The organism is Enterobacter cloacae complex sp. XAL002, from assembly GCF_049236805.1.
Taxonomy (GTDB): domain Bacteria; phylum Pseudomonadota; class Gammaproteobacteria; order Enterobacterales; family Enterobacteriaceae; genus Enterobacter; species Enterobacter intestinihominis.
This window is the reverse complement of sequence record NZ_JBMKJN010000018.1, coordinates 20,130-32,503: the sequence shown is the minus strand read 5'-3', so window position 1 is coordinate 32,503 and position 12,374 is coordinate 20,130. Positions and strand designations below refer to the sequence as shown.

12 protein-coding genes are annotated in these 12,374 nt (G+C 53.7%); 6 read left to right on the top strand and 6 right to left on the bottom strand.

All coding sequences use genetic code 11. From position 1 onward, the window contains the following. Positions 1-243 precede the first annotated feature (243 nt). Positions 244-1,050, top strand: a complete 807-nt coding sequence (locus ACOT0L_RS16975) for a hypothetical protein (protein ID WP_045622953.1) — start codon at positions 244-246, stop codon at positions 1,048-1,050. A 103-nt stretch (positions 1,051-1,153) separates the two neighbouring features. Further along, positions 1,154-1,549, top strand: coding sequence for a hypothetical protein (locus ACOT0L_RS16970; RefSeq protein ID WP_023298673.1), 396 nt, complete (start codon positions 1,154-1,156; stop codon positions 1,547-1,549). Positions 1,550-1,599: 50 nt separating this feature from the next. Here ACOT0L_RS16970 and ACOT0L_RS16965 read toward each other — a convergent pair whose 3' ends face one another. After that, positions 1,600-1,761 (bottom strand): hypothetical protein, encoded by a 162-nt coding sequence (locus ACOT0L_RS16965; protein ID WP_023298674.1) that lies wholly within the window; start codon positions 1,759-1,761, stop codon positions 1,600-1,602. A 481-nt stretch (positions 1,762-2,242) separates the two neighbouring features. Here ACOT0L_RS16965 and ACOT0L_RS16960 point away from each other — a divergent pair, with 481 nt between their 5' ends. Next, a complete protein-coding gene (locus ACOT0L_RS16960) occupies positions 2,243-3,193 on the top strand; it encodes a hypothetical protein (protein ID WP_185817717.1) in 951 nt (316 codons plus the stop codon). A gap of 112 nt (positions 3,194-3,305) precedes the next feature. Continuing rightward, the gene (locus tag ACOT0L_RS16955; RefSeq protein WP_126503828.1) at positions 3,306-4,475 is read left to right on the top strand and encodes a DNA repair protein; all 1,170 of its coding nucleotides are present in this window, start codon (positions 3,306-3,308) and stop codon (positions 4,473-4,475) included. Here ACOT0L_RS16955 and ACOT0L_RS16950 read toward each other — a convergent pair whose 3' ends face one another. Next, a complete protein-coding gene (locus ACOT0L_RS16950; protein WP_032626343.1) occupies positions 4,476-5,240 on the bottom strand; it encodes a siderophore-interacting protein in 765 nt (254 codons plus the stop codon). It lies immediately after the preceding gene. Positions 5,241-5,385: 145 nt separating this feature from the next. Between ACOT0L_RS16950 and ACOT0L_RS16945 the strand changes: the two genes are divergently transcribed. Then, entirely contained in the window at positions 5,386-5,880 is a 495-nt protein-coding gene (locus tag ACOT0L_RS16945; protein WP_063849804.1) for a PadR family transcriptional regulator, read from the top strand. Here the strand turns inward: ACOT0L_RS16945 and ACOT0L_RS16940 are convergent. Both ACOT0L_RS16940 and ACOT0L_RS16935 read right to left on the bottom strand, forming a co-directional pair. Further along, the gene (locus ACOT0L_RS16940) at positions 5,877-7,436 is read right to left on the bottom strand and encodes a methyl-accepting chemotaxis protein (protein WP_032626345.1); all 1,560 of its coding nucleotides are present in this window, start codon (positions 7,434-7,436) and stop codon (positions 5,877-5,879) included. The genes ACOT0L_RS16945 and ACOT0L_RS16940 overlap by 4 nt on opposite strands. A 239-nt stretch (positions 7,437-7,675) precedes the next feature. Continuing rightward, a complete protein-coding gene (locus ACOT0L_RS16935) occupies positions 7,676-9,196 on the bottom strand; it encodes a methyl-accepting chemotaxis protein (RefSeq protein WP_063152828.1) in 1,521 nt (506 codons plus the stop codon). Positions 9,197-9,618: 422 nt separating this feature from the next. On the opposite strand from ACOT0L_RS16935, the gene ygjG reads away from it, so the two are divergent. Then, entirely contained in the window at positions 9,619-10,998 is a 1,380-nt protein-coding gene (ygjG, locus tag ACOT0L_RS16930) for a putrescine aminotransferase (protein ID WP_022649457.1), read from the top strand. Positions 10,999-11,187: 189 nt separating this feature from the next. On the opposite strand, the gene lsrG is transcribed toward ygjG, so the two are convergent. Beyond that, the gene (gene lsrG, locus ACOT0L_RS16925) at positions 11,188-11,481 is read right to left on the bottom strand and encodes a (4S)-4-hydroxy-5-phosphonooxypentane-2,3-dione isomerase (protein WP_022649458.1); all 294 of its coding nucleotides are present in this window, start codon (positions 11,479-11,481) and stop codon (positions 11,188-11,190) included. After that, the gene (gene lsrF / locus ACOT0L_RS16920; protein ID WP_126503830.1) at positions 11,478-12,365 is read right to left on the bottom strand and encodes a 3-hydroxy-5-phosphonooxypentane-2,4-dione thiolase; all 888 of its coding nucleotides are present in this window, start codon (positions 12,363-12,365) and stop codon (positions 11,478-11,480) included. The genes lsrG and lsrF overlap by 4 nt, the downstream gene beginning before the upstream one ends. Positions 12,366-12,374: the final 9 nt, after the last annotated feature.

Genomic DNA, 12,374 nt, shown 5'->3' with positions numbered 1-12,374 from the left:
AGTAATAAAAAAGATCATTGAAAGTTATAAACCCAGAGAGTTATATTCACCAAGCCAATTAATCACCAAGAATTGATCTGTTTTTGTGATAATTGAGTCATTTTTAAGACCCCCATCACATTCTAAGACATTTCTAACGAGCATATTAATATCCGTAGGCAGGGGCTTAAAAAAATAGAAGCTATAAGTAGATCTATTTAATCTTATGCCCTCACTCGTCCCACCTGATATAAGGATATATGTATGAACATCGTAGAAGAAGCGGTTAAAAGCATCAATACAATGTACGAAGGCGGCTCAGCACCTCTCTCTGAATATAAATTCCAGTCTCATGAACTTGCCCAAAAACAAGCGCAAATGTTATTCACCAATGATCGGGGTGATATCGAAAAAGACGCTCAATTCAGAATGAATCAGACGGGTAACATTTTCTATGTTTCAACTTCACCAGAACTAACCGAAAAAACAAAAAAACTATTCGATAGTGTAACGGTTTTATTCGCGGCAATGACGGCAGGGTTAAACGCATGTGAAAAATCACTGTTTGACTATGACACCTGGCGCTCGGTCATTGGCAAATCAGGCTTCTTTGTTGAAGTACAGAAAACCAGAAATATGATGACGATTAAAAATAGCGGCGTTACTGTAAATACCCAGATTGTTCAGCAGTTGCTGCCAGGGCTGACTTCTGGCAGCGCAATGGAAATTGCCAAAGGCGTTCTGAGTGCAGTTAATGGTGAGTTTCAGGCGTCTGAACGTGCGGAAGAAGCTAAGATCGGACATCTCCTTTTCATCTGTGAAGAGCTTTTTGGTGCCCCAAGCGTCACAGTGCGCTTGTTCTTTGCGTCTAAAAAATCGCATAGCACCTTTACGAACTCTCCATGCCACAAGTCAGTTTCGACTACTTTTGAACAACTGCAAGAAGCGAATACATACCTGTTCGTATCTCCTGAAAGTATCGCTGAATATGCGAAGCGATTCACTGAGCAACCGGAAGAGTATTTAAATCTCATTGAGCGTTTCAAAGAAATGATCAACCCGCGTAAATAATTTTGGTTACAAAGTATAGGCTGCACATTGCAGCCTATATAACTAACTCTTAGTGATTTCAGCTTCCACTATTACCCATACAACTTACTGGAGGTGATTTCGTATGGTTAATCCATTCAAAATCATATTAGTTTCTCTGGCAATCGTAATTATTTTTGCGAATCAGTCCATTGCAAACATATATGTGTGTGACCAAGATCCGTGCACTACCTGGAAACCAATAACAGATGCACAACGGGCAATGGAGTCTTTCGATGAGTTAAAAACAAGGGTTGATGTGGCTTTAATAAATTCATCAAATGATCGTATTAAAAAAGGTGTCTCCGATGCGAATTTGAATCTTTATCTAAAGTCGAATTTGTGGCATAAGGGTGGTAGTGCGCCTAAATCATACGAGCATCTGACAGCTTATGTCTATGAAGATAATGTACATGTAGAGACCTGCCATATCCATTCCTACAAGACGAAACTATTCGGACCTTACGTCACCACTTGTTAAAAATAACAGGATCAAAGGAGACAGGGCCGCAAGCGGCCCTGTCGGTATTTTTACTGCTTGGTGTGCGGCATCACGCCTTGCAGGTTAAACTCAACACCTTGAGCCTCGAAGGTTTTGAACTTAAGACTATCAGCCTTAAATTGAACTCCCCCGAACACCAGCGCAACAATGATGACAACAGACAGAAGTAGATCACGAAGATTTACGTTCATTATGCCTCCTTGCGGAGCCGCACCCTTTTTCCCTTAGTTAATCCGGGCGTTCACAATGGGTGCAATCAAAATTTGTGAACTTGGATTGCTAGGGTCGGCGTGGTTGTAAGGCTTTCATACCCGGCGGGGGCTAACCCGCTGAAAGGCCTAAGGCAAGAGCTATCTCGCCAATTTAGTGGCTCTCTTTCGAAAGCATCTAAGGGGCGAGAATGCCCATTGCCAACACTACACATCCAGCACTCGGTTCACGGGTGACATTGTGCCAAAAAATGCCACTATATCAACTGCTTTTTTGAAGCATGTACTATTATCATGGAGGACTTAAAGTTTACAAAAAGTGAATAAAATACTTGATAGGAAGTGACAAAAAGGTAGACTGTCCTTGTGAACTTGGATTGCTAGGGATAACGCAAAGTGAAACGCTAGCTACGTTTTACTTCGAAGGGCCGCTAACCCTTCCAGCGTATCGAATTACCTGTATATGCAGGCGTTGAAAGCCACCTATTGGTGGCTTTTTTCGTTTCTGGCACCCAGCTCTTTGACCAGTGGAGTCTTGTTAGCCTCTTTTCTGACTCAACCACCAAATCTCATCACTATGTCCATCATCATAATTCAAGGCGCGATCTGTTCAGGCCATGAAGGCTTCCCGCCCCCCCCTGCCGTCGCAGGGGAGACGTTCTTTACAGTTAACGGTATACCTGCGCAGGTGAATGGCATGCCATTTGACAAGCACAGCGACAAAAACAGCTCCCCTGATGGCGTCGCTATATCTACTCACCCCTGGTACACCTCAACCTCATGGGAGTTGTGTGCATGGGCGATCCGGTCTCCTGCGGTTCTGTGGTTGCATCCGGCGATCCGCTTATCTTCATTCTCAGAGGCCTTCATGCTTGAACAACAGTACCAGATCGACGCTTTCAATGCGCAATGCGTACGCAAAGCTGGTGGGCTTACCCCGCCCGATTCTGCTACGCTGTACCGCTCAGCAGTAAAGCGTATAAATCAGCTCGTTTCTGAACTCAGCGCACTTTTACCCGAAACGATCACTTACCCGCCCAGCCTCGCTGGGGTCATTTCGACGCTCGACGGTATTACTGAAGACCTCACTGATGCCGCAACCCTTTTTGAGGCAGTGATTGAGCTTATCGAAAGCAATGCAGATGTCGCCACGCCGCAAGCTGTACTCTCCCTCGTTAATAGCGTGTCAACTTCGGATCCGAAATTCGCATTCACCATTCTGAACCACATTTTGATAGCCGTGGGCACGGCGCACCCAGCAGATCCTGGGGCACCGGTCGTTATCCCAGAGGATTTACTGGATGACGTTTCAGATGCCGTTGAAGCCTTTGCGGAAGATACCGGGCCATACAGCAAGCACATACGGAGCCCACCACACGTAGCCCGGCCTGTCGCTTCCCCTCACAAACCCTAAAAACTAAAGAAATCCCCCATCGCGCCGATCATCATCCGTGTGTATTATTTCCTGTAGCTTTTACAACAACTAACCTTAACTCAAATACTTAAGCGCCAGAGCGAAAGGCATCATGAGCACACCGATCAAACGGCTAGAAATCATTAAAAATGCCATTGAGCTGGAAGATGACGACATCATCCGGAGCCAGTTGAAACGTCTCAAAGAGGAAGCCTTTGACGATAATCTCCTGTCCATCGTCGCGGCGCTTGAGCAGAAAAATTACACCGCAGCCCTTCGCGCTATCACCGCCTGGCTGCAAAGCCAGCGCGCCGTTACCCCGTGGCGTGACCCGCAACTGGCGGCCAGCAAGCTGGAGCTGAAGGCTCTGGAAGAGCGCTTGCGCGATCTGATTGATCGCCGTAACGCCCGGGTACAGCAGCTTGATGAGTTCAACGATCTCTATTTCTCCCGCCTCGGGCCGTTGATGCAGCAGATCCTCGCCCTGCGTAAAACGCTGGCGGAGCTTAACCTGCGTCGTCAGCAGGCGGAGACGCGTCGTCGGGAAGAGGATTACCGCCGCTGCCAGGGCTATATGGCGCAGGCCGTAGAGGTTCTGACAACGCTCACCCGGCGCTGGCGAGATCTGCCTGCGGATTCCGTTCAGGCGGCAGAGGCGCGCAAGCATCTTCAGCAGCAAAGTAATCTGATTGCCAACCTACTGGCCGAAGCGATGGAGCTGGAGACCGGTTTAACGCGTGAAGAAGAGCCAGCACGTCAGGCGCGCGATGAGGCCAACGAAGAGTACAAAAAGTATCGCGAACAGCATCATGATGCCGAAGTGCGCCTGGGTAAAGGCAAGGCTCTCTCTGAAGAGGATCGGAACGAGCTGAAGCGGCTCTGGCGTCAGGCGAGCAAGCTATGCCACCCGGATCTGGTTGCCGATGATTTAAAAGAGGAAGCCAACAGGATGATGGTGCAACTCAACCAGGCCAAACAGCGCGGCGACGTGAAGGCCATTCGCTCGCTGGTCGCCCGTCTGCAACAAGGGTTTGAACCGATGATGGCGAGCGACAGGCTGAACGACCTGGAACGTATTCGCAAAAAAATGGCGCAGGTGCGTGAGCAAATCGACACCCTGGTGAACGAGCTGGCAGAGCTGGAGAAGGAAGAGTCCTGGCTGCTCGTCTCGTCGCTCAGCAATATGGAAGCCTACTTTGCCCAGCAGGAGAAAGCGCTGAGAGAGGTATGCGCCTCGCTCGAACATCAGGTGAACGAAGCGCAGCTGGATCCCGCAGCCTGATTATTTGGCGTGCCAGTACGCACTGGCACGTACCAGCTGTGGGTCAATTGCGTCGGTTTCAAACTGACGGCTCAGGCGTTTCACCACCTTCCCCTCTCCGGTCAGCCAGATAAAGTAATCCTCTTCCGGCACGGCCAGCGCTGCAAGATGGTCGGCTACCGCCTGCTCGTTGTGGCCGATAACCCAGGTGATGTTGAACCCGCTCAGGTGCGCCAGATAGTCCTGGTACGCCGCATCGCCCACGGTGACGATGGCGTGGATCGCCGGGGGAACAGGCAGTTTTGCGATGCTTTCTAAACGGCGGCGCAGCGCGGGCATACCCGACTCGTCGCACACGTACAACTGCCAGGCGTAATCTTCCGGCACCACCAGCGAACCACGCGGACCGCCGATGGTCAGCTTGTCGCCCACCTTCGCCTCTACCGCCCAGTTGCTGGCAATGCCGCCATCATGCACGAAAAAATCGAGCGCCAGCTCGTGTTTTTCGTCATCGTACAGCGGGGTGTAGTCACGCGCCTGCGGACGCACCCCATCGCCCCAGTCGATGCCTTCATCGGTCACCACAGGCGGCACGAAAGGGGTGCCCGGTGCCGGGAAAAAGACTTTGGTATGGTCGTCAAAGCCGCGAGAGCTAAAGCCCTCCAGCGCCTCGCCGCCTAGTACAATGCGCTGAAATCCTGCGCTGACTCGCTCAGTGCGCATCACGTTCAGCTCACGAAAACGCAGGTCATTGCGGACACGTTGAGGGTAACGGGTAGATGCCATGTTGATGCCCTTCTCAGGTGAATACGATATATCGGAATGAATTTTTAATGATAATGATTGCTATTAACTCAGAAATCAAGATCTTTTAGATTGCATCTGAATATATCTTAGATATAGTTTAGATATATCAAATTGAGGAAGAAACATGCGACACGAACACGACGGCGGCGGACGCCGGCCACGATTTTTTGGCCATGGTGATTTGCGGCTGGTGATCCTGGATATCCTGACCCGCAACGCGAGCCATGGTTATGAGCTGATCAAAGAGATCGAGAACCTGACGCAGGGACATTACACGCCAAGCCCTGGCGTGATCTACCCGACGCTGGATTACTTGCAGGATCAGGCGCTGATCACCATTACCGAAGAAGAGAACGGCCGTAAGCGGATTGCGATTAACGCCGCCGGGCAGCAATGGCTGAATGACAATCGGGAACAGCTGGAGCAGATCCAGACGCGTATCAAGGCGCGCTCCGTCGGGTTCCAGCTGCGCAAAAACCCACAGATGAAGCGGGCGCTGGATAACTTCAAAGCGGTTCTGGATCTGAAAGTTAATCAGGGAGAACTCAGCGACGCGCAGTTAAAACAGATTATCGGCGTGATTGACCGCGCGGCACTGGAGATCTCCCAGCTGGATTAAGCCAGCACGCCGTCGCTCACGCGGAACACGCGGACCAGCTCTTTCAGGTGCATCGCCTGTTCGTTAAGGGATGCCGCCGCCGCAACGGACTCCTCCACCAGCGCGGAGTTCTGCTGGGTGGTGGCGTCTATCAGGCCAATCGCGCTGTTGATCTGCGAGATACCTTCCGTCTGTTCATGGCTGGCCTGGCGAATTTCACGCAGGATGACGTCCATCTCTTCCACGTTGCCGACCATGCCGTTGATAAGCCCGCTGGCTTTCTCCACAAGGTTCATGCCGTCCTGCGTCTGGCTTGTGGAGCTTTCAATCAGCTGGCGGATCTCACTCGCAGATGTTGCACTTTTCTGCGCGAGCTGGCGTACCTCGCCCGCCACCACCGCAAAGCCGCGACCATGCTCACCTGCGCGCGCCGCTTCGACCGCCGCGTTCAGCGCCAGAATGTTGGTCTGGAAGGCAATGGCGTCGATCAGGTCGATGATGTCGGACATCCTGTTCGATGTTTCGTTAATCAGGCGCATCTTGCTGGTGACCTGCTTCATCATCTCGCCGTTGTTTTTGACCACGGCAGCCGCATCGGCAGACAGGTTCGTCGCTTCTCCGGTGTGGGAGGCGGTGTTCTTCACCGTGGCGGTAATCTGCTCCATCGACGCGGCCGTCTGTTCAACGGAACTGGCCTGCTCCTCCGTGCGGGCAGCCAGATCCTGGTTGCCCGCGACAATCTGTGCGGCGGCGCTGGAGATGTTTTCCGATCCGGTTTGCACCTGCTGCACAATCTCCAGCAGGCGCGTTTTCATCTCCATCAGTGCGGTGAGGAGCAGTCCGGTTTCATCTTTACCGTGCGAGGTAATGCTGCCGGTGAGATCGCCATCGGCGATGGCCTCCGCAAAATTCACCGCGTCGTTCAGCGGGCGGGTAATGGATCGCACAATGAACCAGCCAGTCAGGCTGGCTGCCGCGACGCTGAAAAGCGTAATCAGGATCAGCAGCAGACGATTAGTGCGGAAATCGCCTTCCACCTGCTCGCCCGCACTCTGCATTTCATGATCCTGGATCGCAATCAGCGCCTGCACTTTCGCTTTATAAGACTGTTGCAGGTCCAGGGTGTTGGTCATCATCTCGTTTATCGCGCCCGCACGGTCGTTATTCTGCACGGCCTGCAAAATGCGGTAGCGCGAGTCAAGATATTGCTGGCGTACGCCGTGGATGTCCGCCAGCACCTGTTGGGATTTTTTATCCTTGAGAGCGTTGTCCAGCTCGCTCAGGATTGCGGTGATGCGCTCGCTTATCGCCTTCAGACGCTGTTCTGATTGCGTCGTGTACGTTCCCTGTTCGTCCAGCAGCATGAGCTGCTGCGTGCTGATAAATTCCTGGAAGTTGTCGATTAACTGGTTCGCTTTTACCGTAGTTGGATAGTCGCTGGTAAGAATGGTTTGCATTCCATTGTTTGCCCGATTCAGGCTCATCAGAGACAAGCTTGCGCTGACGACCATCAGGACAATAAATAATCCAAACGCCAGAAATAATTTCGTGCCGATCTTTACGTCATGTATGAACATATTTACCCCATCGATGTGATTATTTCTCAGACGATCGCTGTTATCGGTAGGAAACTCGCTAACTTTATGACTTTGATCGTTTTTTTATTTCTCACTTTCAATAAATCCGGGGCGTAGCAATTAAAAATCGGGTGCTTTTTTTAGTTACTTAATATTTCATTAACAACATAACTTATTCTGAAAAACAAAAAAGCCGTTTACCCCAGAGGAATAAACGGCTTTATCGAAGCATGCATTTCTTAATGCAGCACGGTAACCGCATCTTCAAGACGTCCGGCCCGGTGCTTAACCATCGCGGAAATCTGCGCGCTCTCTTCGACCAGGTCAGCATTTTTCTGCGTAATGCTGTCCAGTTCTGCCACGGCACGGGTCAGCTCTGTCAGGCCTGTCGCCTGCTCGGAGGTGGAGTGGCTGATCTGCGCGATAAGCTGCGTGACGTTTTTCACCTGCTCGACAATATCATCCATGGTACGTCCCGCGGCGTGGACCTGATCGGCGCCCGACTGCACTTTGCTGGCGCTGGCGTCGATCAGCTTGCGAATATCGTTAGCCGCGTTCGCGCTGCGGCTGGCAAGATGACGCACTTCGCCCGCCACCACCGCAAAGCCTTTCCCCTGTTCGCCCGCGCGTGCCGCCTCAACCGCGGCGTTCAGCGCCAGAATATTGGTCTGGAAGGCGATGTCATTGATAAGCGAGGTAATAGAGCCAATGCGCTGGGTACTGTCGGCAATGTCATCCATGGTTTTCACCACGGTCTGCATCACGGTGCCGCCCTGCGTGGCCGCGCTGCTGGCAGCCATCGACAGCTTGTCGACTTCGGCTGCGGTCTCAGAGTTACTCTGCACCGACGCCGCCATCTGGTTCATTGTTGCCACGGTCTGCTGCACGTTAGCCACGGTCTGGCGCGTGCGGTCGTTGAGATCTTCATTACCCTGCGCCAGCCTGTCGCTGCCGTCGCGCACGCTCACCACCTGGCTGGAGACGTCGTTGATAAGCCAGCGGCACATCAGCCCCAGTTGTCCGACGGCCCGCAGCATCAGCCCCAGTTCATCGCTGCGGTTAAGATGCTGCACGCTGTTACGCTCGCCGGTAGCGACCCTGAGCGCCTGCCTTGCGACGTTTTCCACCGGGCGGACAATCTGTTGCTCAAACACCAGGGTGCCAAGCAGCATCACCACGGCTGCCGCCACCAGCGAAGCCCAGCCTGCGGCACTGGCAACCAGCGTTGCGGCCATCACCGCAAAAAGTACCGCCATTACGCTACGCACGCGCCAGCGCAGCGGCATCGCCGGTAATTTGCCGAGCCAGCCTTTGCGCACCACCAGCCCTTTATGAATGCGTTTTTTGCTACGTCCTTCATTGAGCGCCTTATAAAGCGGCTCCACCGCGGCGATCTCGTCCTCGGTGGCGCGGGTACGAATGGACATATAGCCCGTCATCTGGCCGTTACGCACCATTGGTACCGCATTGGCGCGTACCCAATAGTGATCGCCATTTTTACGTCGGTTTTTGACAATCCCGCTCCAGGGCTCGCCCTTTTTCAGCGTGTACCACATGTCGGCAAAAGCCGCTTTCGGCATATCGGGGTGGCGCACAATGTTGTGCGGCTGCCCGAGCAACTCCTGAAGCGTAAAGCCACTCACTTGCACAAAGGTGTCGTTAGTGTGGGTCATGTAGCTGTGGAGGTCGGTGGTCGACATAAGCGTGGTGTCATCGTCCAGCGGATATTCATTCTGGGTGACATAGTCAGGAGAGGACATAGTGAGCATCCCTTGCAGGTTATTTGAATGTTAATTTTGTGGCTTATGTTTTTTCGGCGATAAAAAATTTATCTTTAGTTGTTAAATATGATTGAGATCGCAAATCTCGGTTAAACCGCACTTTTCGTACGCTTTTCTAATTAATTGATTTAAAATACTTTCGACACGAAACTACCTACAAAGCATGATCCCCCGGCGCACACTTAAGGCGCATTTCCTGCCCTGGAGCAGTGCAATTGACGAAACCCCATCCCCGGCTCGTTATCCCTTATCCCGTGCGGCGCGCGATGGCATGATTAAATATTGTGCAACTTTGATTTCACCTGGCGTTTATCCCGATTTTTGTTAAGGCATCTGAGGTGGCGTAATCCCTGCAATACTTAACTCAGTATCATGTGATACGCGATCCCCGGGAGCATATTTTGAACAGGTTACCTTCCAGCGCCTCGGCTCTTGCCTGTACCGCGCACGCACTGAATCTCATTGAAAAGCGAACGCTTGATCATGAGGAGATGAAACAACTTAACCGTGAGGTCATTGATTACTTTAAAGAGCATGTGAATCCTGGTTTTCTGGAGTATCGCAAATCTGTTACCGCCGGCGGGGATTACGGAGCCGTAGAGTGGCAAGCGGGGAGTCTGAATACGCTTGTCGACACCCAGGGACAGGAGTTTATCGATTGCCTGGGTGGTTTTGGTATTTTCAACGTGGGGCACCGTAATCCAGTTGTGGTTTCCGCCGTACAGAATCAACTTGCGAAACAACCTCTCCATAGCCAGGAACTGCTCGATCCGCTTCGCGCCATGCTCGCGAAAACGCTGGCAGCCTTAACGCCCGGTAAGCTGAAATACAGCTTCTTCAGCAACAGCGGCACCGAATCGGTCGAAGCGGCGATTAAACTCGCCAAAGCGTACCAGTCGCCGCGCGGGAAATTCACCTTTATCGCCACCAGCGGCGCGTTCCACGGGAAATCTCTGGGCGCACTGTCGGCGACCGCCAAATCCACCTTCCGCAAACCGTTTATGCCGCTGCTGCCGGGCTTCCGCCACGTACCGTTCGGCGACATCAACGCCATGCGCACCATGCTGAGTGAATGCCGTAAAACCGGCGACGACGTGGCGGCGGTGATCCTGGAGCCGATTCAGGGCGAAGGCGGGGTGATCCTCCCGCCGCAGGGCTATCTGCCCGCCGTGCGTCAGCTGTGCGATGAGTTTGGCGCGCTGCTGATCTTCGACGAAGTGCAGACCGGGATGGGGCGTACCGGCAGGATGTTCGCCTGCGAGCATGAGAACGTTCAGCCAGACATTTTATGCCTGGCGAAAGCGCTCGGCGGCGGCGTGATGCCGATTGGCGCAACGGTCGCCACTGAGGAGGTCTTCTCGGTGCTATTCGACAACCCGTTCTTACATACCACCACCTTTGGCGGTAACCCGCTGGCCTGTGCGGCAGCGCTGGCCACCATCAACGTGCTGCTGGAGCAAAACCTGCCTGCGCAGGCGGAGCAGAAAGGCGACATGCTGCTGGACGGCTTCCGTCAACTGGGCCGGGAATACCCGGATTTGGTACAGGATGCGCGCGGGAAAGGGATGCTGATGGCGATTGAGTTCGTTGATAACGAAACCGGTTATAGCTTCGCAAGCGAGATGTTCCGCCAGCGGGTACTGGTGGCGGGAACGCTCAACAACTCGAAAACCATCCGCATTGAGCCACCGTTGACGCTCACCATTGAGCAGTGTGAGCAGGTGCTGAAAGCGGCGCGTAAGGCGCTGGCGGCGCTGCGGGTGAGCGTGGAAGAGGCGTAAAAAACGCCGGGTGGCGCTACGCTTACCCGGCCTACAACATACTGCAGATGTCGGCCCGGTAAGCGTTAGCGCCACCGGGCAAACACCGCACCATCCTCCCGTAGGCCCGGTAAGCGTAGCGCCACCGGGCAAACACCGCCCCCTCTCGCCCCCGTAGGCCCGGTAAGCGCAGCGCCACCGGGCAAAACGCTACTCCGGCAACAACCCCACAAAGCAGCGTTTTTTGCGCGGCTCTGACATCAACTCTTCAAGCTTGTCCACGCACGCCAGATAGTGTGGCGTTTGCTTATGCGCCAACACCGCCTCTTCGTCTTTATAGGCCTCATAGATAAAGAACCGGGTTTTCACCCTCGGGTCCTGCAAGACGTCAAAGCGCAGGTTGCCCGGCTCCTGGATCGCTCCCTCGTGGTTGGCGCGAAATACCTCCAGAAACTCATCCACCCGCTCGGGTTTGATGTTGATTTCCACCAGCGTCACGTTCATTTTGCTTCTCCCTGTTTCTCTTCCTGCCAGAACTGGAACGCCTCCCGGGCACTCATGTTCTCGTGAACCACTTTCTTCACCGCCTTCAGCATGGCGAGCGGCGCGCTGGACTGGAAGATGTTGCGCCCCATATCCACGCCGGACGCGCCCTGGTCAATCGCCCGCCAGCACATCTCAAGCGCCTCATGCTCCGGCAGCTTTTTGCCGCCCGCGATAACAATCGGCACCGGGCAGCTGGCGGTCACTTTTTCAAAGCCCTCGTCCACGTAGTAGGTTTTGACGAACTGGGCCCCCATTTCGGCAACGATGCGGCTGGCGAGCGAGAAATAGCGCGCGTCGCGCGCCATCTCTTTACCCACGCCCGTCACCGCCAGCGTCGGCATGCCGTAACGTGCCCCCGCATCCACCAGCTTGATGATGTTGTTGATTGACTGATGTTCAAACGGGCTTCCGATATAGACCTGCGCCGCCACCGCGCAGACGTTCAGGCGCAGCGCGTCTTCCATCGCAACCGCCACGCACTCGTTAGACAGCTCGCCCAGAATCGAGTTACCGCCGGAGGCGCGCAGCACCACCGGTTTGTTCGTCGCGGCAGGTACCTGGCTCCTGAGGATGCCGCGGGTACACATCAGCACGTCGGTTTCGCCAAACAGCGGCGCGATGGAGAGATCGATACGCTCAAGGCCGGTGGTCGGTCCCTGAAAGTAACCGTGGTCAAAGGCCAGCATCACCGTGCGGTTGCTCTGCGGATTGAAGATGCGCGAAAGCCGGGACTGCATGCCCCAGTCGAGCGAACCGCAGCCCTTCAGGGTGTACGGCACATTCTGCTGCGGCGTACCGATGCCAAAATCCTTGCCGTCTTTGATGTCGTCTAAATCAGCCATTTGCTCCCC